At 56.7% G+C, this 20,846-nt stretch carries 20 protein-coding genes and 2 pseudogenes; 11 read left to right on the top strand and 11 right to left on the bottom strand.

The features are described 5' to 3' along the window. The first annotated feature begins 37 nt into the window (after window positions 1-37). A complete protein-coding gene (locus ACLD1Y_RS07925) occupies window positions 38-1,531 on the top strand; it encodes a methyl-accepting chemotaxis protein (protein ID WP_429476988.1) in 1,494 nt (497 codons plus the stop codon). Between the two features lie 90 nt (window positions 1,532-1,621). After that, window positions 1,622-2,515 carry a LysR family transcriptional regulator gene (locus ACLD1Y_RS07920; RefSeq protein WP_429476986.1) on the top strand — a complete coding sequence of 298 codons (894 nt, stop codon included), beginning with the start codon at window positions 1,622-1,624 and terminating at the stop codon, window positions 2,513-2,515. A gap of 230 nt (window positions 2,516-2,745) precedes the next feature. Here ACLD1Y_RS07920 and ACLD1Y_RS07915 read toward each other — a convergent pair whose 3' ends face one another. From ACLD1Y_RS07915 to ACLD1Y_RS07885, 7 genes are all read right to left on the bottom strand, one after another. Beyond that, window positions 2,746-3,858 carry a (R)-mandelonitrile lyase gene (locus ACLD1Y_RS07915; RefSeq protein ID WP_429476984.1) on the bottom strand — a complete coding sequence of 371 codons (1,113 nt, stop codon included), beginning with the start codon at window positions 3,856-3,858 and terminating at the stop codon, window positions 2,746-2,748. A 16-nt stretch (window positions 3,859-3,874) separates the two neighbouring features. Beyond that, window positions 3,875-4,927: an alpha/beta hydrolase gene (locus ACLD1Y_RS07910; RefSeq protein ID WP_429476982.1), complete on the bottom strand. Its 1,053-nt coding sequence runs from the start codon at window positions 4,925-4,927 to the stop codon at window positions 3,875-3,877. Window positions 4,928-5,056: 129 nt separating this feature from the next. Beyond that, on the bottom strand, window positions 5,057-5,755 hold the full coding sequence (gene arsH / locus ACLD1Y_RS07905) for an arsenical resistance protein ArsH (protein ID WP_429476980.1): 699 nt from the start codon (window positions 5,753-5,755) through the stop codon (window positions 5,057-5,059). 9 nt (window positions 5,756-5,764) lie between these two features. Next, complete coding sequence (locus ACLD1Y_RS07900) at window positions 5,765-6,235, bottom strand: arsenate reductase ArsC (RefSeq protein ID WP_429476978.1); 471 nt, start codon at window positions 6,233-6,235, stop codon at window positions 5,765-5,767. A gap of 30 nt (window positions 6,236-6,265) precedes the next feature. Beyond that, the gene (locus ACLD1Y_RS07895) at window positions 6,266-6,613 is read right to left on the bottom strand and encodes a metalloregulator ArsR/SmtB family transcription factor (protein ID WP_429476976.1); all 348 of its coding nucleotides are present in this window, start codon (window positions 6,611-6,613) and stop codon (window positions 6,266-6,268) included. Between the two features lie 75 nt (window positions 6,614-6,688). Beyond that, complete coding sequence (locus ACLD1Y_RS07890) at window positions 6,689-7,885, bottom strand: FAD-dependent monooxygenase (RefSeq protein ID WP_429476974.1); 1,197 nt, start codon at window positions 7,883-7,885, stop codon at window positions 6,689-6,691. Beyond that, entirely contained in the window at window positions 7,885-8,382 is a 498-nt protein-coding gene (locus tag ACLD1Y_RS07885; protein ID WP_429476972.1) for a MarR family winged helix-turn-helix transcriptional regulator, read from the bottom strand. Before ACLD1Y_RS07885 ends, ACLD1Y_RS07890 begins: the two co-directional genes overlap by 1 nt. Before the next feature lie 198 nt (window positions 8,383-8,580). Here ACLD1Y_RS07885 and ACLD1Y_RS07880 point away from each other — a divergent pair, with 198 nt between their 5' ends. Together ACLD1Y_RS07880 and ACLD1Y_RS07875 are read left to right on the top strand one after the other, a co-directional pair. Continuing rightward, entirely contained in the window at window positions 8,581-9,141 is a 561-nt protein-coding gene (locus ACLD1Y_RS07880) for a hypothetical protein (protein ID WP_429476970.1), read from the top strand. A gap of 87 nt (window positions 9,142-9,228) precedes the next feature. Beyond that, window positions 9,229-9,597: pseudogene (locus ACLD1Y_RS07875) on the top strand (LysE family translocator); the annotation flags it as partial. 646 nt (window positions 9,598-10,243) lie between these two features. On the opposite strand, the gene ACLD1Y_RS07870 reads toward ACLD1Y_RS07875, so the two are convergent. Then, a complete protein-coding gene (locus tag ACLD1Y_RS07870) occupies window positions 10,244-11,572 on the bottom strand; it encodes an AAA family ATPase (RefSeq protein WP_429476968.1) in 1,329 nt (442 codons plus the stop codon). A gap of 492 nt (window positions 11,573-12,064) precedes the next feature. Here ACLD1Y_RS07870 and ACLD1Y_RS07865 point away from each other — a divergent pair, with 492 nt between their 5' ends. Beyond that, entirely contained in the window at window positions 12,065-12,952 is an 888-nt protein-coding gene (locus ACLD1Y_RS07865) for a hypothetical protein (protein WP_429476966.1), read from the top strand. Window positions 12,953-13,585: 633 nt separating this feature from the next. Next, window positions 13,586-14,419 carry a hypothetical protein gene (locus ACLD1Y_RS07860; RefSeq protein ID WP_429476965.1) on the top strand — a complete coding sequence of 278 codons (834 nt, stop codon included), beginning with the start codon at window positions 13,586-13,588 and terminating at the stop codon, window positions 14,417-14,419. Between the two features lie 239 nt (window positions 14,420-14,658). Here the strand turns inward: ACLD1Y_RS07860 and umuC are convergent, their stop codons facing one another. Next, window positions 14,659-15,936 carry a translesion error-prone DNA polymerase V subunit UmuC gene (gene umuC, locus ACLD1Y_RS07855; RefSeq protein WP_429476963.1) on the bottom strand — a complete coding sequence of 426 codons (1,278 nt, stop codon included), beginning with the start codon at window positions 15,934-15,936 and terminating at the stop codon, window positions 14,659-14,661. Continuing rightward, complete coding sequence (locus ACLD1Y_RS07850) at window positions 15,929-16,354, bottom strand: LexA family protein (RefSeq protein ID WP_429476961.1); 426 nt, start codon at window positions 16,352-16,354, stop codon at window positions 15,929-15,931. Before ACLD1Y_RS07850 ends, umuC begins: the two co-directional genes overlap by 8 nt. Window positions 16,355-16,834: 480 nt before the next feature. Between ACLD1Y_RS07850 and ACLD1Y_RS07845 the strand changes: the two genes are divergently transcribed. Together ACLD1Y_RS07845 and ACLD1Y_RS07840 are read left to right on the top strand one after the other, a co-directional pair. Continuing rightward, the gene (locus ACLD1Y_RS07845) at window positions 16,835-17,134 is read left to right on the top strand and encodes a hypothetical protein (protein ID WP_429476959.1); all 300 of its coding nucleotides are present in this window, start codon (window positions 16,835-16,837) and stop codon (window positions 17,132-17,134) included. A 108-nt stretch (window positions 17,135-17,242) separates the two neighbouring features. Further along, window positions 17,243-17,864: pseudogene (locus ACLD1Y_RS07840) on the top strand (LysE family translocator). 127 nt (window positions 17,865-17,991) lie between these two features. Here ACLD1Y_RS07840 and ACLD1Y_RS07835 read toward each other — a convergent pair. Beyond that, entirely contained in the window at window positions 17,992-18,639 is a 648-nt protein-coding gene (locus ACLD1Y_RS07835) for a hypothetical protein (RefSeq protein ID WP_429476958.1), read from the bottom strand. A gap of 132 nt (window positions 18,640-18,771) precedes the next feature. On the opposite strand from ACLD1Y_RS07835, the gene ACLD1Y_RS07830 reads away from it, so the two are divergent. The 3 genes from ACLD1Y_RS07830 to dapA all read left to right on the top strand — a co-directional run bounded on the left by ACLD1Y_RS07830 (window position 18,772) and on the right by dapA (window position 20,811). Then, window positions 18,772-19,164 carry an ester cyclase gene (locus tag ACLD1Y_RS07830; protein WP_429476956.1) on the top strand — a complete coding sequence of 131 codons (393 nt, stop codon included), beginning with the start codon at window positions 18,772-18,774 and terminating at the stop codon, window positions 19,162-19,164. A gap of 32 nt (window positions 19,165-19,196) precedes the next feature. Continuing rightward, a complete protein-coding gene (locus tag ACLD1Y_RS07825; RefSeq protein ID WP_429476954.1) occupies window positions 19,197-19,679 on the top strand; it encodes a VOC family protein in 483 nt (160 codons plus the stop codon). Window positions 19,680-19,962: 283 nt separating this feature from the next. After that, window positions 19,963-20,811 (top strand): 4-hydroxy-tetrahydrodipicolinate synthase, encoded by an 849-nt coding sequence (gene dapA, locus ACLD1Y_RS07820; RefSeq protein ID WP_429476952.1) that lies wholly within the window; start codon window positions 19,963-19,965, stop codon window positions 20,809-20,811. Window positions 20,812-20,846 lie beyond the last annotated feature (35 nt).

The raw sequence follows: 20,846 nt of genomic DNA, 5'->3' as shown, positions 1-20,846 counted from the left end.
GCTTTGTTCCTGGCTCGACCCTCCGGAGTAAAAGTGAATGCCCCTGCGCACCCGTTTCCTTGAGCACTACCGCAAGGCCGACCGCATCATGCTGGCGTTGATCTGGCTGATGTTCGCGTTCTCCGTAGGCCTGGCGTTCTGGCACGACACGTTGCTGCAAGCCGTAATCGTCGGCGGTGGCACCAGTGTGGTGCTGACGGCCTTGTACCGTGCGCTCGGCGGGACCCGTGTGATGCGATGCTGCCTGGGTGCGGGCCTGATGGTGATGGCTGCACTGCATATCAACCAGGCCCAGGGCGTGATCGAATCCCACTTCGGCATCTTCGCGCTGTTGGCGGTGCTGACCTTCTACCGTGACTGGCTGCCGATCCTGGTGGCCGCGCTCACCATCGCGGTGCACCACGTGGTGTTCCATGCTTTGCAGCATCAGGGCTTGCCCGTGTTTGTGATGGACCATCACGGCGGCTGGGGGATGGTGTTCGTGCACGCTTTCTACGTGGTGATGGAGACCGTCGCCTTGCTCTACCTCGCGGTACACAGCCAGGCCGAAGCGGTGGAGAGCCAGGAGATGCTCGAAAAAATGCTCTCCGTCACCTCCCAACTCACCGTGCAAACCACCCAGGGCGAAGGCAAGGTGCATGTCTCCCTGACCAAGCGCTTCGACCACTTCCTGCAACAGCTCACCCACCTGATCGACGGCGTCACCCGCGATTCCCACGGCCTTGGCCAACTCGGCCAGGCGCTGGCCAGCGCCAGTGGCACCCTGGAAAAAGGAGCCCGCCACCAGTTGGCGCAAATCACCCAGATGAATGGCTCGATGCAACGCATGGAAGACGCCATGGGCGACATTACTGTGCACGTCGAACAAGCGGTCGAACACGCGGGCAAGGCCAGCCAACAAATCCTGCGTGGCCAGGAAAGCGTTGGCCGTGCCCAGGATGAAATCACCCAACTGGCGACCCGCCTCATCGGCACCAACGAAACCGTCGAAGGCCTGGCCGTAAAAGCCGAACAGATCGGCACGGTATTGGAAGTGATCAACAGCATCGCCAACCAAACCAACCTCCTCGCCCTCAACGCTGCCATCGAAGCCGCCCGCGCTGGCGAGCAAGGCCGCGGCTTCGCCGTCGTCGCCGACGAAGTCCGCAGCCTGGCTCAGCGCACCGCGGTCTCCACCCAGGAAATCAAAACCATCATCGAAGGCCTGCAACACGGCAGCCGCCAAGCCGTAGACGCCATGCACGACAGCCGCCAGGGGGTAGAGCGTTGTGTGGAAGACAGTCAGCTCGCGGTGGCCATGCTAAAGGCCGTCGGTCATGACATCGCCCATATCGATGAACTCAATGGGCGCATTGTGGCCACCACGCGGGAGCAGACGTCGGCGAACCTGGAGATTGTCGAGCGCTTGCAGTCGGTGCAGAGCATTGCTCAAAGCACCGCCGAAGATGTTCAGACGTTGGCGCGCAGCAGTGAACAATTGCCACCGATTGCCGTTCGGCTGGATGCGTTGGGTCGCAGGTTTCATCAGTGAGCCGGCAACCGGACCATCACGGTTCATTCCACCCTTTTTGCACACCACACCAGGCATAATCCAAACCCCACTCATACCAGGCCTGCATCAATGACTACCGAACGCTACGACCAACTGGCAATCTTCGCCATCGTGGCCCAGGAGCGCAGCTTCACCCGCGCGGCCGCCCGGCTGGGCATGTCGCAGCCGGCACTGAGCCGCGCCATGCGCCAGTTGGAAGAACACCTGGGCGTGCGTTTGTTGGCGCGTACCACCCGCAGTGTGTCGGCCACGCAAGCCGGTGAGCACCTGCTACAGGTGATCGCGCCCCGCTTCGAAGAGATCGACAGCGAACTGGCCTTGCTCAGCGAATACCGCGACAAGCCGATGGGCAAGCTGCGCATCACCGCAGGCGAGCATTCGGCGATCACAGTGCTGCACCCGATGCTGGCCAAGTTGCTGCCGGACAATCCTGACCTCAGCATCGAGATCATCGTTGACTACGGGTTCACCGATATCGTGGCGCAAGGCTTCGATGCAGGCGTGCGGTTGGGTGAACAAGTGGCCAAGGACATGATCGCCATGCGCATCGGCCCGGATATGCGCATGGCGGTGGTGGGCGCGCCTGCATACTTCGCCCGCCACCCGACGCCTACGATCCCCAACGACTTGATGGCGCACAACTGCATCACCCTGCGCATGCCCACCCATGGCGGGTTGTATGCGTGGGAGTTTGAAAAAAACGGACAGACCTTGAACGTACGCGTCGAGGGCCAATTGGTGTTCAACACCATTGCCATGCGCCTGGAGGCGGCGTTGCAGGGCTTGGGCCTGGCCTACATGCCCGAGGACTTGGTGCTCGAACACGTGGCGCAGGGCCGGTTGGTGCGCGTGCTCCAAGACTGGTGCGAACCCTTCTCCGGCTACCATTTGTACTACCCGAGCCGACGCCAGAGTTCACCGGCGTTTACCTTGTTGCGCGAGACGTTGCGCTATCGGGGCTGAGAGGGCCGTTGTGGTGAGCAGGCTTGCCCCAATGCCAGTCAGTTAAGGGTTAGAAAGAGTAAAAGCTAACCTGTGGCGAGGGAGCTTGCTCCCGCTGGACTGCGCAGCAGTCCCATCTTTGGGGCCGCTACGCGGCCCAGCGGGAGCAAGCTCCCTCGCCACACTGACGGTGTTTGCCCTTAACTGACTGGCATTGGGGCTTGCCCCGCTCACCACAAAAAGCCAGCTCGTTACAACGCTTCGGCCATGGCCTCGGTCGCACGCCTGGCCGCTTCCACCTCGCCCTGCTCTGCCAGCAACGCGGCCAGTTGGCGCAATTGATCCATCGTTACACCCACCCGAAGGCTGGCCGCCACATGGGAGCGCAACTGCGGCTCCACCCCTGGCATGGCAGCCAGGGCAGCCACCGTCGCCAGTTCGCGGCTGTGCCAATCGAGGTTGTCTCGCGCAAAGATGTCGCCGAACAAATGCGCTTGCAGGTACTGATTGATCACGGGGGCAAAGTCGAACAGCGGCCCCTTCACCTCGGCACCAGCGATTGTCGTCTGGTTGGCCTTGCCCAGTACCAACAGTTGCTCACCCACCGGAATGACGGCCACAGGCTCACGCCCTTGGTCATCCTTGATGCCCCGTTGCTTGCGCGCCTCCACCACGCGCATCAATTCACCCAACGCATTCAGGCTGCGCGGGAAACCGGTATAGGCATACAACTGCACCAGGATTTCCTTCGCCTCACTGACCGCCAAGCCGGCATCCAAGCCCTGGTTCAACGCCCCATTAAGCGCAGGCAGATTACTGGTGGCCATCGCCGCCGCAATCAACGGGATGGACTGCTGCTTGGCCGACAACGCACTGTCGCTGCGCGCCGAGGGGTTCAGTGACGCACCGTATTCGGCATCGGTGACCTTTTCCATCCAGTCGACGTTTTTACCGTCCACCGTGCCCGTCACTGCCAAGTGCATCATGGCGCTGTTCGGCGCGGCGCCGTGCCAGTGCTTCACCCCCGGCGGGCAGACGATCACATCACCCGGCAAGATCCGCTGTACCGGTTTGCCCCACTCTTGGGTCAACCCCACGCCCGACATCACCACCAAGCGCTGGCCTGCCGGGTGGGTATGCCAGGCCGAGCGGGCGCCCGCTTCAAAGCTGACATAGGCGCCGGAAGCATTGATCTCATCCGAGGCCGGAAACAGCGGATCGACACGCACCTGCCCGGAGAAATACGCCTCCGGCCCGGCAACACTCGCCTGGCTCTGCGCGCGGCGGATCTCCTGGGACTCAGTATCGCCCGCAGCAAACGGCGCGGTGGCGCACATCGCAATACCCAGTAGGGTTTTATTCATGGTGCTGGCCTCCGAATCAAAGGGTTCTGGCGTAAAACGCGCTCAGCTGCACGATGGCAATGTCGACATACGCGGGCACCCAATAGGTCTCGATATGCGTCGCGCCGTCGATCTTGAATAGTTGCTTGTCCTGGGTGCCGGTGGCCTTGGCGAAGGCCTGCTCGCTCATGTAGAGGCTGTCGGCCTTGCTGCCGGCGATCATCAGCAACGGCTTGTCGATCAGCTCGATCTGGTCGGTGGCATCAAAGCTCATCAGGTCCAGCAAGCTGCTCAGGGTGTATTTGAAGGTGGAGTTCGGATGGGCGTGGGTCTTGCCGTAGTACTCGAAACCCTGTCGATACAGGTCGAACGGCAGCTTGGCGATTTGCTCGTCGGTCAACTTCGCATCGCCTGTGTACACCACTGGGCCACCGGCGGCTTCTTGCGCGCGGGCAGCGGAGGCCTGCTGCAAACGCTGCTGGATCGTGGCCACTTGCGAGTCCTGGTAGCCATTGCGACGCACCAGGCCTGAGTTGAACATACTCACGGTGGCGATCGACGCAAAACGCTTATCGGTGCGCGCCGCCGCCAGGGAGTAGCCACCGCCGCCGCAGATCCCCAGCAGGCCCAGGCGCGCAGCATCGGCACCTGGATAGTTGGCGATAAAGTCCGCCATGCCGTGGATGTCTTCGATGCGATACGCCGGTTTGTCGACGTTGCGCGGCTCACCGCCGCTGGCCCCCTGATAGGCCGCATCCGCAGTGATGGTGATGTAACCCTGATCAGCCATGCGCTGGGCATACAGGCCCGCGACCTGTTCCTTCACGCCCCCGTTGGGGTGGGCGATCACAATCACCGGATAGTGCTTGGCCGCGTCATAGCCTGCCGGCGTGTAGACGTTGGCGGCGATGTCCAGACCGTTGAGCTTGTAGCTCACGGGGTGAATATTGACCTTGCCCGGTTCGTTGTTTTTCAACGCACCGTCGTAGGCCAGGGTGAAGGGGTTTTGCTTATAGTCCGCCGCATGAAGTTCAGCGCCCGACATACCGATCATGGCGGCCATGAACGAGGCTTTCAGGGTGGTTCGCATCGTGTGGGTGCTCCCGGCTAATCATTGGATGATGGCGTGGGGAGCAAACTACCGGGTTAGGCATTGATCGATAAATGGGCTGAATCGTATAGGACTGATACCACAAACGCATAAGACGCCAGCATCGGCTCAAATCGAACGCTGATTGACCCGCGCCATCAGTTGCTCAGCCGACTCCTTACGTTCCGAATAGCGGTCCACCAGAACCCCTTGCTGATCACGCAGCAACAGCGTGAACTTGACCAACTCTTCCATCACATCCACGACGCGGTCATAGAGCGCTGACGGTTTCATCCGCCCAGCTTCGTCGAATTCCATATAGGCTTTGGGCACCGAAGACTGGTTGGGGATGGTGAACATGCGCATCCAGCGTCCCAACACCCGCAGTTGATTGACCACATTGAACGACTGCGAACCGCCACACACCTGCATCACCGCCAGGGTCTTGCCCTGGGTCGGGCGCACCGCCCCAAGCTCCAGCGGCACCCAGTCGATCTGCGCCTTGAACACCGCCGACATTGCACCGTGTCGCTCCGACGAGCACCACACCTGGCCTTCCGACCACAGCACCAGGTCACGCAGCTCTTGCACTTTGGGATGGTCCACCGGGGCATCGTCGGGCAACGGCAGACCGCTGGGGTTGAAAATGCGCGTCTGCGCTCCGAAATGTTCCAGCAGGCGTGCGGCCTCTTCCACCAGCAGGCGGCTGAACGAGCGCTCACGGGTCGAGCCGTAGAGCAACAGGATGCGCGGCCTGTGGGAGTCGAGCCGCGACGGCGGTACAGCGTCGAACAGGCTCAGGTCGAGGTTGGGCAGAGGGTCAGACATGATTGCTCCTTAAATTGCGCCGATTCGATCAAGCTCGGCTTTGAGCCCATCGTGGCTGAGCATGTTGAGGGGCAGTGCGAGGAAGGCCTCGCAGCGTTGCTCAATCAGCGCCAACGTGGCGCTAAAGGCCGCGTCCATCGTTGCCTCGTCAGCCGTGACGTCCGAGGGGTCCGCAAGCCCCCAATGGGCTTTCAATGCCGGGCCGAAATACACCGGGCAGCTTTCACCGGCGGCCTTGTCGCACACGGTGATCACGATATCCGGCGGGTTACCTTCGAAGGCGTCATTGCCTTTGCTGTACAAGCCGTCAGTCGAGATGCCGGCCTGTTGCAGCGTCGACAGGCTTCGCGGCAATACCCGGCCCTTGGGAAAACTGCCGGAGCTGATCGCCTCAATGCCGTGGGGCGCCAGGTGATTGAAGACCGCTTCTGAAAGGATGCTGCGGCAACTGTTGGCCGTGCACATAAATAGGACTCGCATGAGGTGCTCCGTCAAAGACGCAAGAGGGTGTCAGCAGCAGGCGGCTTCACGCACAGGCCGCCCCTCCATGTTTCGCAGGCGAAAGGCGTTCTGCTGGAGCCAATCGATGTTGGCCTTGGACGTCACCCGCAGCACTTCGTGAACCCAGCCCGGCAGGTCCGGGTTAAGGCGGTAATAGACCCACTGGCCCTGGCGGCGGTCGAGCAGCAGACCACTGCTGCGCAGTTGCGCCAGATGGCGGCTGATCTTGGGTTGGCTATCGTCCAGGGCGCACATCAACTCGCAGACGCACAGCTCACCCTGATCGGCAATCAGCAGGGTGGCACGGGTGCGGGTTTCGTCGGCCAGGCTCTTGAAGACTTCTGGGGGGGTGATCATGGGCGCATCTCAAATCCGAAGATTCGAATATACGGATATCCATATATAACTAGCAAGGCCTGATTGATCGCCCGCTCACCCCAACCTCGAAAAATCAGGTAGGTCGATGGCATCCGCCTTCGGCGCCAGAATCTTCCCAAACACACGCCTGAACCCCGGCACGCTGGCCAATCTCAATACCGCGTGGCCCAGCGCGATGCCCAGGCGCGAGTGCGGCGAGGCCAGCCTGGGCGCGAACTTGGGCACGCTTTGCGCTTGGGCAACGTAAGGTCGCATCAGTTGCTCATACGCCGCGAACGCTCGAGTGTGATCGGCATGGCGCCCCAATTCGCCGGCCAGCACATAGGCGCCGCACAATCCCAGGCTGGTGCCCATGCCACTGATGGGCGATGCGCAATAAGCCGCGTCGCCCACCAGTGCGATGCGGCCCTTGGACCAGCGGGGCATCTTGACCTGGCCCACGGCGTCCAGGTACAGGTCGGTGGTGTTGTCCAGCGCCGCGAGTACACGCGGTGTTTCCCAACCGACGTCGGCAAACAAGGTTTTTAGCAAGCTGATCTGCTGGTCCTGGGGCAGTTTTTCATAGCCGCTGGGCGCTTGCTGAAAGGACAAAAACGCGCGCGTGGTGCCCAGGTTATCCGGGCGCAAGCACACGCAACGGCCGCCCGGAATGTTGTACCAGCGCATCACCTGGCCGTCGCTGGGTTGGCGCGGCACGGTGAAATAGGCGGTATACAGATCCAAAGGTCGGCGCTGCACCTCTGCGCCAAACACCCGATTACGCGTCGCCGAACCGATCCCTTCGGCCACGATCACCAGGTCGTAGGCCTGCTCACTGCCCTGCTCGAAACGCACATGCACTTGCTCGCCGTCGTCCTCAAGGGTTTCGATGCTGTCGCCGAAACGGTACGTGACCCGGTCCTGACTGTGCTGGATCAACAGCTTGGCCAGTTCGCCCCGCAGGATCTCCAGTTCGGCAATCGGCCCGTCGCCGTCGAACGCATCCACACCAATAAACGCCTGGGTTTGGTCATGTTGGTCAACAAAAGCGATGCCCTGCTCCTGCGTGGTGTTCGCCCGAACCTGCGCCTCCAACCCCATGCGCTGCACCACCACCCGCCCGGCGCCACGCACGTCGATGGTTTGCCCGCCATCACGAAAGGCCGCAGCCTTCTCCACAACCGTGACGTCCATCCCCTGGCGCGCCAGCCAATACGCCAACGCCGGCCCGGCGATGCTGGCGCCGGTGATCAAAACTTTTTGCGTTTTCATCAGGCGTCCTTGCTCTCAACGGTGCTGCCCGGCAACGTGCTGCGATACACCTCGACCACCTGCCCCAAAAAGGCCTCGACCACCTTCCGATCCTGTCCACCCAACGCACCCAGCACAGCGCTCAGACCGTTGAGCATCGGCGCGATATGCCGATAGGCCTGCGCCACCGACGCAGGCACCGGACACACCAGCACGCGGCGCTTGTCATCGAGTTGACGCTCGCGCACCACATGGCCAGCGCGCTCCAGGCGGTCGATGACCTGGGTGATGCCGGCAGTGGTCACGCTCAGGCGCGTTGCGAGTTCGGTGGGCGGCAGTGGCCCGTCGGTGATCAGGTGTTCAAGGGCCGCCACGTCGGTCTGGTTGATGCCCAACGCCGCCCCCAGGTGACTGGCGGACTTGCGCGTCAGGATGGCGATCTGTTGCAACTGTTGGCCCACGGTGTCACTGGCGATTTGCAGGCTGCGGGGGTCTTCGGTTGGGAGGGGGGACTTCATAAGGTGGAGTGTCCAGGCGGCTGAGAACAGCGAAACTAGCATATAGCTAACTTACTTAGCTACCTTTGTGAAGCCGATTGCCAGGCGGACATCGGTCAAGAGCAGCCATTGAAACGATGCGCTAGGATGCACGCCATGATTTTGAAAGTGGTTTCGAAAGGGACCCGATGAACGCATTGAAAACCAGCAGAGCAACACATGAACGTTGACTCACCCCCAAGCACAAGAAAAAAAATCACGGTGTGTGTCATCGCGTTTTCAGTGCTTGGCGCCCTGTTTTCTTACATGCTGTGGGCCACTCGCCTCTCACGGCAAACCGTCTTGATGCCGTGGATTCCTGAGTGGACGATCTACCTGGCAATCAGCGCCCTCCTCGGGCTCATCTTCGCAGGCAGAACGCTGTTGCGGCGCCCTGCCGACAGAACCTTAAAGCGCCTCGGCGATTCTTTTTTCAGTGGCGCCTGCATCGGCTTTGTTCTCTCCTTGAATAGTTTCAGCGTGGCGACGTACCTGCTGCCAAGCGAGATTGTTCAATACGCATCAGGCTACGAAATAGCGGTGCCGGGGCCGTCTTTGGGGAGATCCAACCGTTGCGAAGCCGGTGTGTGGATCAAGGACTTGAAGACCGAGCGGCGTATTCAACTGTGTACGTCTGCGGCTGAGCTGCGCAATCAGCTCGTGCCGGGTATGGACGCTGTGTGGGTTACTGCGCGTACAAATGCAATCGGGTCTTATTGCAATCGGGTCTTATATTGCTGAGTACAGATTTATCTATAAGCAAGACAGTTCGCGCGGCGAAGGCCAATAGGGCCGCCCCGCATAACCCCCTGTGCATACGGAGCCGCCATGGACCTCGCTACCCTCACCCTATTCCTCCCCGCCTGCTTCGCCCTCAATATGGCGCCCGGCCCCAACAACCTGTTGTCCGTCAGCAACGCCACCCGCTACGGCTACCGCACCTCGTGCCTGGCGGGCATCGGTCGCCTGCTGGCTTTCGCCGGCATGATCGCCCTCGCCTCGGCAGGGTTGGCGGTGGTGTTGCAGACGTCGGAGTTGTTGTTCTATGGGATCAAGATTCTGGGGGCGGCGTATCTGTTTTATCTGGCGCATCAGTTGTGGCGGGCCAATCCCCAGGCTGAGGTTGAATCGGCTGGGGCCAGGGTGGGGTTGTGGGGGTTGGCGCGGCAGGAGTTTTTGGTGGCAGCGGGCAAGCCTAATGATGGGGAATATTAATTCTTTTGATAGGCTGCTTTCGGCCAAGAACGGTCACTCATGATCGACTGTTATCGACCCTTAGAGGACGTTGTCAGTGCACTGAGTAACTAGTTAAAAGGTCATCTCCAATTCTAGGTGCTGAAACGAATTTATGATTACTGGCTATGGTCAACGCGTTTGTAATCGGTGCGGCGAGTCAATTACTGCTTATTGTCCATCAGCTGAAACGCTAGCAATCATTGGGATTTTTCACGGAAAAGGTGATCAGGCAGTAGTAGATGAGATAGTCCGCAGAGAAATTATTGATCCGGATGTTGTCTGGGAGTATTTCCACCATCGGATGAATTCTCTGTGCAAGCAAAAGCTTGCCAAGTGCTCATTCTGCGGAGGTCAGTTGAGGACTTGGCGCGCACGTCAATGCATGCACTGCTTTAGAGACTGGCACTGATACACAGCGATTATCGAGCTGAGCTTTCATGTTCTGAATTGCATTCTGACGATTTCTGACTGATCGCTTCTGGTAGGAAGCAGTCCGCTGCCAACGGCTGCTTTTGGCCGGTAGCGGTCGCTTGTGAGGGGCCGCTAACTGCCAAAAGCAGCCATTCGGATACTTGCTGCTTCTGTGCTCTCGTAACTATGAAGCTAATCATCCATTAAATTTAGATTTGAAATGTACAGCGAGTTGTCCAGCAGCGATATTCAGAAGCATTTGAAATACAGATGCTACGATAGTTCTATTTTCGCGCCAGCGAAGGTAGAACAAAAAACTTGGTTCCAATATATACACCGTCTTATCGCACTTACTCCATTCTAGCAACTCAAAATTTCTTTTGTCTTGAAAATTCTTTAGAGATGCTAGGGTGCTGTTGATAGATGCTGCGGGCGGCAGTTCAGAAGCGGCTAATCCAGCAGCTTTCAGGCGGATATCAATTTCGTGCCTGGTAAAACTAAATGTCGGGGGATCTTGGGCAAAAAGTGCAAGAATTATTTTATATGTATCGTATTTTCTGGCCTGCTTCCTAGGCCCTTGTACAAGCTGGGCATACCACGATTCGAAATTTGAATAACGGGTCTTAGCAACCTTGTGCATCGCTTTTTGAGCATCACTCTTAGTAAAGGAGATACTGTTTGCGGGATCCCACTCGGTAATGCCTTTGTCGATAAAAAGTTGAGCGCATATTTGTTGAGTAAGAATTGGCAAGCCTGCACTTTCTTCCGATATCGGATTTACTACTAGAGATTTATCAGCAACATTCAACAATGTCAGGCCCTTATTGGCGATGGCCTTTAGGTCACTGTCCGACCACCGGCCAAGGTCAATGTGCGTGATTCTACCAATTAGATCCGAGTTCGCTGTTGCCAAATCAACACCATGGTGAGTGGTGCCAACAACTATCACTGAAACCTCATTATCCGTGAAGATTTTCCATTGCTGAAAAACCTCTTGCTGTACCTCTTCAGTTAAGTAATGAAAATCCTCGACCACTAGTACTGCATTTGATTTTTTAAGCAAAGGAACCAGATGAGTTGGAGATGGTTTCGCGAGTATGGCGTCTTTCACTTCCTTTTCAGCTTTAGCATCGGTGATACCTACCCCTACTGTTCCCTTTAAGCTCGCAAGCCATCCCCAGCCTAAAGTCCCGCTTACGCTACCTGTTCCGCTAATTGTTCGGGCGCCCCCATCCTCCAAGGTCTTTAGGCGAGAAAAATCTAAATTCTCTAATGGATAGCTCCAGAAATCATCAGCTTTAAGGGATGCACTGCATCGTACACGAAGAGGTTCCTTATCAAGTTCCAACAATACTTTTTGGTAAAGGGTCGTCTTTCCTGTTTTTGAGGATCCGGTGATTAAACAAAGAATTCCATTTTCCAAGATTCCCTGCTTGAGCTCTGCTTCGTATCTCCCTTTTTCACGTTGGACATAGGTTTCACTAGAGGCTTTGCCCCCATTAAAAACGTTAGCGATAGTGATCATGTGCCGTCCTTGCAAAATTTGAAATTCTAAAAAATAATGGCGTAACGTATGATTCTACTATATCGCTTTATCATGGCTGATAGCTATCAGTGCTAATGGGAAAGCCAGACACTGTCGCCACGGTTACCGCCTCTGATTTACTCGTAGTGTTTGGCTGACGGCCAATGGCCGGTATCTGACCACAACAGGCCGAAGCCGGCCAATTGGAGACGTTCGAACCAACCTGCTTCCGACATTAAATGAAAACTCAGGCCAAAGCAGTGATCGTTGAACGTCGGTGGGCGACGCCTGGATTCATCGTATGGACGTTGCACGCGATCTGTCGATCGCCTAGCGTCGCAGCGGTTCAAGAAGCGATAATCCGCAGCGCACATACTCACCCTGGCGCATAGGGTTAGCCAATAAGGATGGTTAGAAATATGGACTGGAATTTGTTTTTCGGCTCGTTATCGCAGTCAGCCGCAGCTATCACGGGTAGACCAGGATCAAAAAATGCATTTTGAAAAAAAGTGGAATCGCAGATTTACTGACCCGTCCGCGTTACTTGGTGCTTTAATCATAGTCCTCATATTAATTATTATCATTGAGGTAATGTATATTTATGCTTCTGCCGATTTCTGGACAGTAAAATTTATAGATATAATCAACGCAATAGCTCAGCTTGCCACCGCTGGGGCATTTGCGCTTGCAGTATATCAATATACAAAAAGCAAAAAAAGTGAGAGACAAGCGGTTCTGATCCAAGAATGCAGAGACCTCATATTACAAATGTGCGCTGTAGCGAATTCTTTCGAGCAATCATCAGAGCACGATTTAGACCGCACTTCTTTTTTTACAGAGAAAATGGTTAGCCTTGGCGGGAGTTTTAACGCCATTTTTAAAGAACTAGTAGAAGACACTCACAAAACTATAGTTAGGATGCGCTGGCAGGAAATGTATTTCTCTGATCTCCGGCGCGCTATGGAAAAATGGAGCTTAAGATTAATTTTAACCGACATCGGCCTCGACAATAACGCATACGAAATCCTTGAGCAAAGTTATCGTTATTCTTTAAAGCAGCGGGAAAAAACAGATTTTTTCATCTCCAACGACCCATTCGAACAGTATAACGAAGTAAAATTCATAGTTTCACAGCCACAGGTTCAAGCTGTATTAGAGAGAAAGAGAACCATAGGTAGTCACTTTCAGTTCTTTGAAAGGCAATTTTTTACAAACTCCGAGCTAAGAGATCATCTATATGGCTATATGAATATTATCGATGTGAGAGCTCGAGCCCCTGCTTTAGCAGTTATTAATGAGACGCTAGATGCTACCCTTAGGGGGATACTTTTGGCGCAGGCGGAGCAGAATCAAACAAAACATCAATCAGGACGTAATTAACTTTAACGGAGTTGACAGAGCAGCAGCCTTTTCTGCCTCTGCCTCTGCCTCTGCAGTGAATAGTGCCGTGGTGGTTCGCTCATAGCCTGAGCCGCGGTCGTGGCTCGTCATCTGGACTGCGATAACATCGACTAGGTCTAAATTTTCACATAGCACTTTAAAGATATTAACGTCTTTGGACCCAGCATGGTTTTAGGGAGCGATCAGACGCTTCCCCATCTCAGCCATACTCTTGCGCACGCCCTGAATCCTTTCCTGGCCGATTTCTGCCTTTCGCCATAAGCGGACGCATCTCCCAAACCTCCTGAGCCCCTCTCGGCAGGAACTGCTGATGCAGGCCTTCCAGCTATTGGGTAGTCGGACGCTGCCAATCGAGGGTGGCCGGACAAACCTCTCAATGGTTATAATCACCTATGGTCGTATTTTTATCGTCATTTTGCAAAGCCAGCCAAATTAACAGGCGACTGGATATGGCTGAAATAGCGTGTGAGTCCAAGCTCAACCTGTCTGTTCACCTTATGCGCCGCACAGCATTGCTTGGCTCCTATCAGTCGCCTTTATTCATACTAATAAAACGCATAGCGACTACGACTATCAGCAAACAGAATGACTACTCAGCCACAAGGAAAAATAATGGAATATAAACTCAGCGATGGTTATGCCGCGACTCGCGACATCACCGCGATTTTCTGCGGTCTTAGCATGGCATGGTCCGCTTTGCAGTTTGAGATAAACAGCATTCAGACGGAAACATTTGGCGAAGTGGACTTGAGTGGAGCATCCATCCCCCTTCTGTTCATAACGATCATTGCTTATAACTCATTTCGTACCACGGTAGAGTTCATGATGCAATCTGTGGAAATCCGGCGATGGCGGTATGCGCAACTTGATTTCAAGTCAATTTTTTGGCTTACCCAAGCATCACTCACCCTACTAGCTGCAAGTGCAATACATCGCTCATTTGAGACTCTCGGGTATGTCGCACTCGCATGGATTGCGATACCTATTTCAGTAATCATCCTGACAGTGCTTATGTACGTTGTTACTTTCCCCATGACTCTTTTCATAGGAAGTCTCAAGAAGAGAACTTCCGTCGCTTCGATGGCAATGGAGGGTTTTGCTTGGGCAACACTTTTAGTCATTTTGATAGTTATCGTTGGAATTATAGGCGGATCTTTGGCGGTCGCAAAATATGAACCAATTCGTTCGCTATGGTTGACACCTCCTAGCCCTTTGAACATCGGTTTATTTGCGACCACCGCAGTAGCGGTAACCTTCATGATGTTCAGCAGAGAAAACCTGTTCATTAATGCGTTTTCGATGAGCTCAATTACAGTGCACGAACGTAATCACAAGGGGAAGCCTATACGGATGACGATTGGGAATCCGCCTCCCGTCACAACTGACTGGTATCAAGTAAAGCGTGAAGATAGCATTCAAACATCAGCAAACCCAGAAGATGCATAGAGGTGTTTCGCCCGAGCTTCGGCTTGGTCGAGTCTATTGACCAGATTAAATAGTTGTAAACGTCCGCCCGGCCCACTTTGAGCTTATAACAGGCACCCAACTACACCGCAACAGGTCAGTAATCTCACTCGCGCGCTGCATCGAGATGCGTGCAAAAACATCTTTCGGGTCGCCTTAAAGGGGAGTCGTCTCGGATTTTTCGGGCAAGGTGAGTGACCGCTTCTGGCCGATAGCTGCCCCTACCTACAAGCCACAGACCAGAGCTGATCAAGCTTCGTCGTATAACTCCGACTCATCATCTCACGGCGCATGCCCCAATCAGGATCTACCGGCACACAAGCCGACCGCAACGTCCCCCTGCCCCATCGCTCATTGATTTGGTCCATGACTGTCATCACCCGAGTCGCCTCCACCGGCTGTGATACAGCAAACAAATCATCGGTGTACTCCCCTGGCTGGCAGAGGCCGAGCAACATAACCTCAGCCTTGCTGTACTTAAAACCTGGTCGAAATATCCGATCAAGCGCGCCCACCGCAGCTTGAGTCAGCAACCGCACATCGTCAGTGGGATACGACATATCCACCACCACCCCATTCGCATACTTCGCCTCCTCCGGGTTGAACATGCCAGTACGAATGCACACACGCACCTTCTTGCACAGCGAGTTCTGAGCACGCAGCTTCTCAGAGGCCCGCATCATGTAGGTGGCCACCGCTTCCTTGATGGGCGCCAACTCCGTCAGCCGCTTGCCAAACATGCGGCTACAACAGATCTCCTGCTTTGGCGGATCCGGCTCGTCCAGCTCCAGGCAAGGCGTGCCGCCCAACTCCCTGGCCGTCTTCTCGATGACAATGCTGAACTTCTTACGGAGCGTCCACGGATCGGCCGTTGCCAGATCCATAGCCGATTTGATACCCATGGCATCAAGGTGGAGTTTCATCTTGCGACCGACGCCCCACACCTCCGCCACGTCGGTATTACGCAGCACCCAGTCACGCTTCACCGGGTCGGTGATGTTGACCACCCCACCGGTTTGGGATTGCAGGCGTTTCGCGGTGTGGTTTGCCAGCTTCGCCAGAGTTTTGGTGCGCGCGATACCAACACCGACAGGGATACCAGTGCAACGAAGCACCTGGGCGCGAATCTGTCGGCCTAAGACATCCAGCCCACCGATACCCGTCAGGTCGGCGAATGCCTCGTCGATGCTGTACACCTCAACTGCCGGCACCATCGCCTCGATCAGGCTCATCACGCGCTCGCTCATGTCGCCGTACAGCGCATAGTTGGAGGAGAACGGGACAATGCCGTGCTGCTTGAGCTTGTGCTTGATCTGGAAATACGGCTCGCCCATCTTGATGAACGGTTTGGCGTCGTAGCTGCGGGCGATGACACAGCCGTCGTTATTGCTCAGCACCACGATAGGCACCTTCGCCAGGTCGGGCCGGAATACGCGTTCGCAACTGGCGTAGAAGCTGTTGCAGTCGATCAGTGCAAAGGTCGGCTCTGGCTTAGACATGACTGCGCACTGTGCTGGTGATCACGCCCCAGATCGACAGCTCGTCGCCTTCGAGAATGTAACGCGCCGGGAACTTGGGGTTCTCGGAAAGCAGCACCACCTCCTGGCCGCGCTTACATAGGCGCTTGCAGACGGGCTCGTTGTTCAGCAGTGCCACCACCACATGCCCGTGGATCGGCTCGATGGCACGGTCCACCACGGCCAGGTCACCATCGAAGATCCCAATGCCCTGCATGCTCTCACCGGTGATTGCTACCAGGTACACGTGGGGCGCTCGGATATTCAGGACCTCATCCAATGAGATGTGCTGCTCGATGTGGTCCGCTGCCGGCGACGGAAAACCGGCCGGAACCTGGAACGAGCACAACGGCAACTTCGCGCCGACCTCAGCGATGGGACCTAGAATGGTGAAGCTCATGATGCGGCCTTTTACATTTACTGTATGAATGTACAGTTAACTTTGTAGGACGCTTGCGGTCAATTTTTCTGTAGGGGATTTCGACAAGCGGAGAGGTGCGTACGTGCAGCAGGCCCGCGCAGTTCAAGGGGATAGCGATCTTCAATGATGAATCCACCTGTCAGAACGCGCGCTTCGCGGCCCGACGCCTCTTTTACAATCTCATCGTTGATCCCCAAACCCAATGCCGCTTATAGTCCGCCCCGTCGCCCATATGGCGATCAGGTTTGGCGACCTGACTATCGGATGCAAAAGCACTGCGCTTTTTTTGCAGAGGCTATTGCACCTTCGCAAAGCTGTCTTCTATGGCGGCTGTGCGTGGGAGACCTTCGGGTCTGCCGGGTCTCCGATACCGGTTCGCCAACCTGCGCACAGCTGCCACCCTTTCGTTTGGCGACGACAGAGTGGCGGTCAACCGCTGCATTTATCGGAGCTTCAAAGATGGAAAGATACATCCCCCTCACTGGCATTGACCTCGTTCCTGCGTCGTTGCTCATTGATTCGCAAGCGCCACTCGATGTGCTGCAAGCGATGGCGGACTACCGCATACGTACCGTGACGCAAGTCTTGGAAAACATCGCGTTTCGCAGTGAGTTGGAAGCAGATTCAGTCGTGCTTTCTGACTTCGCACAACTGCTGGCCATCCCGTTACGTGATGGCTGCGACTTGATGGAAGTCATTGGCCAACGCTTGCGTGCCGAGGTCTCAACCCCCGACGAAACAACTGCAAGCCAACTCTAAGTCGCTGCATGCGCGTTGGTGTCATCGCTGATTCAACGCGCACATTGTTCATCCACGCCGCGCCCCTTATCCTCAACCCACTCGTCCCCCTGCGCACCCGGAGCCGCCATGGACCTCGCCACCCTCACCCTCTTCCTCCCCGCCTGCTTCGCCCTCAACATGGCGCCCGGCCCCAACAACCTGTTGTCCGTCAGCAACGCTACCCGCTACGGCTACCGCACCTCGTGCCTGGCGGGCATCGGTCGCCTGCTGGCCTTTGCCGGCATGATCGCCCTCGCCTCGGCAGGTTTGGCGGTGGTGTTGCAGACGTCGGAGTTGTTGTTCTACGGGATCAAGATCCTGGGGGCGGCGTATCTGTTTTATCTGGCGTATCAGTTGTGGCGGGCCAATCCGCAAGCTGAGGTTGAATCCGCTGGGGCCAAGGTGGGGTTGTGGGGGTTGGCGCGGCAGGAGTTTTTGGTGGCGGCGGGCAACCCGAAGGCCATCCTCATCTTCACCGCCTTCCTCCCGCAAATTCGTGGTGCCCGGCCAGCCAATCACGCCGCAGTTCGCGCTGCTGGGGGCGATGTTCCTGGGGCTGGAATGGGTGGCTATCAGCGCCTACGCCTGCATGGGCCTGCATATGCGCCGCTGGTTCGCCGAGCCGAAGGGCAAGCGCCTGTTCAACCGTTGCTGCGCGGGGTTGTTGTCGGCGGCGGCGACGGTGTTGCTGATGGCGCGTCGGGCTTGATGGCTGTCCACTTTTGTCGCTTTTGTCGTAGTTATAACGTGGGACGGAAAAGGGGGACAGATTTATTTCTCGGGAAAATGGGAAAATAAATCTGTCCCCTTTTGTCCTCAATAGCATCTCGGCGTACTCACAACGCACCTGGGTAACCACCGACTTCATTAAACAGCTTGCGAAGCTTCTGCCGGGCCGTCGATGACAGACGCGGCGAATAGCGCTGAAACTCCTCCTCGGCTGCCTCAGGCACGCCGTTCAACGCCAATACAAACGCATACGCAAGCGCGTGCTGCGTGTAGTTGTAAAACCCCAGCCCCCCTGTAGACAGGTGCTGTTTGACGTGCTCGAAAGCGCAAGGCAGGTCGTCTACCGTACGGGCGATGTTCCAGAACGACTCAGCTTTTGGAGCAGCAGCACTAAGCACACCGGGTGCGCAGTTCGCGATAGTTTCAGGGCCGTAGCTGTAGGAGATGTCAAACGCGGGGTCGCGTACATCAAACATCAGATCAGGGCGCGCTGACTTTGCAGTCCTGTGCCATTTGAAATCATTTCCGGAGAGATGGGGAACAAAATCCAACGACAACCCAAATGCCGGAGCCAGCGCACCGCCCTTCCATTGCACAAGGCGAAAGAGCTGACGAATGGGGGCGTTGGTGCTGCGAATCCAAGACAGCGGGCCTTGAGCCTCAAAACCCAACGGCAATAAAAGGGACTCTACGGAGGGTGAAACTATTTCGTGGATTTGGTCTATCCGCACTATTTCGAATGCTGTGTCTTGCATCGCAGGCCTCCATGCTCAAAATCGAACCCAACTTAAAGGGTTAAACCGCGTTCATCAACCGCCCCGCAGGCCTGGGCCAGCCATTGTGCGATGCACACAGCCAAGCCTCATTTTAAAAGAGGAAGTCACGTCATGACCCCAGACGAACTCACCACCCTCTACCACCGCTACATCACCTGCCTGAACCACCAGGACTGGGACGCCCTCAGCCACTTCGTCCACCCCAACGTCACCTACAACGGCACCCCCGTCGGCCTCGCCGGCTACCGCGCCATGCTGGAGCGGGACTTTCGCGAAATTCCCGATCTGGTGTTCCGCATCCAACTGCTAGTCGCCGAACCGCCCACGGTCGCCAGCCGCCTGAATTTCACCGTCACGCCACGAGGCGAATTTTTCGGACTGCCGATCAATGGCCGCACGGTGAGTTTTGACGAAAACGTGTTTTACGAATGCATCGACGGCAAATTTGCCCATGTCTGGTCGGTGATCGACAAGGCGGCCATCGAACAACAATTGGTTGGCTAAACTCCTTACACCCCTTTCCATGGAGACCGACCATGACCCACAAAGCCACGCTCTGCCTCTGGTACAACGGCACCGCCCTGGAGGCGGCCACCTTCTACGCCATGACGTTCCCGGACAGCAGGGTAAACGCGGTGCACTTGGCGCCCGGCGACTACCCGTCCGGTAAACAGGGCGATGTGTTGACCGTGGAATTCACCGTGCTGGGCATCCCCTGCCTGGGGCTCAATGGTGGCCCGATATTCCCGCCGACCGAGGCGTTTTCCTTTCAGGTACACACGGAAGACCAGGTAGAAACCGACCGCTACTGGAACGCCATCGTCGACAACGGCGGCGAGGAAAGCGCCTGCGGTTGGTGCAAGGACAAGTGGGGCGTGTCGTGGCAGATCACGCCTCGGGTGTTGACGGATGCGGTCAGCCACCCCGATCCGGCGCTGGCCAAGCGGGCGTTCGAGGCGATGATGAGCATGACCAAGATCGACATTGCAACGATTGAAGCCGCCATCGCGAGGGCTTGACACATTCGCTCACATGCCCTGAAGATGATCGCCACATTCAGGGTGTGACAATTCATGTCTGCTACGTCGCTGCTTAACCTTTGCGCTATTGGCTCCATTGCCAAGGCGCAAGGCTGCGTGGCGAACGCCCTCAAATCGAAGAAACAGTCGCTCATGTGACCGGGGCGCGCTGTCCCGTCAGATGAGCTGACAGGACATTGAGCGCGACGGTCTCCCCCCCTTTGCACAATTCCCTCTGCCCTTCTGACGGTGACTTTAGCGGTCAATCATCAGGAGAAAGTGCATGTCATCGTTCCAAGGTATCTGGGTTCCCGTGGTTACGCCGTTTCATGACGGTGCCATCGACTTTATCGGCCTGCGCCGTTTGATCAACCACCTGTTGGAAAAGCACGTGGCCGGGATCATGGTGTGCACCACCACCGGGGAAGCAGCGGCGCTGAGTCGCCAGGAACAACTGCAAGTGCTGGATGCGGTGTTGCAGTGGGTGCCGGCGCATCGCGTGGTGATGGGGTTGGCGGGCAATAACCAGATTGAACTGCTGCAGTTCCAGCGCGACATCCTGCAACGTCCTGTCGCCGGTTTGTTGGTACCGGCACCGAGCTATATCCGCCCGTCCCAGGCGGGGCTTGAGGCGTTCTTTCGCACCGTAGCCGATGCGTCCAGTGTGCCAATTATTTTGTACGACATTCCCTACCGCACCGGCGCGACCTTCGAACAGGCCACGTTGCTGAACATCGTTGCCCATGAGCGCATCAAGGCGGTCAAGGACTGCGGCGGCAACCTGGGCAATACTTTGGCGCTGCTGGCCTGCGGCGAGGTGGATGTGTTGTGTGGCGAGGACGTCCAGATTTTCAACGCCCTGTGCCTGGGGGCAACCGGGGCGATTGCCGCGTCGGCCCATGTGCACACCGAGCAATTTGTGGCGCTATGGCAGCAGGTGCGGGATAACCAACTGGCCGAAGCTCGGGCGACGTTTTTCGGATTGTTGCCGTTGATCAACACGATGTTCATGGAGCCCAACCCTGCGCCGGTAAAAGCCGCATTGGCCCTGGAAGGGTTGATCGGCAGCGAGTTGCGGGCGCCGATGCAGGGGGCCAGTGCAGCGGTTGTCAGCCGTTTGCAGCAGCTGTAGGAACCTACCGACAGAGGCGTTCGATGCAGCACCGA

This window comes from Pseudomonas sp. 18175 (assembly GCF_050432925.1).
Taxonomy (GTDB): domain Bacteria; phylum Pseudomonadota; class Gammaproteobacteria; order Pseudomonadales; family Pseudomonadaceae; genus Aquipseudomonas.
Note: the sequence above shows the minus strand (reverse complement) of the source record. Positions and strands in the feature narration are given on the sequence as shown.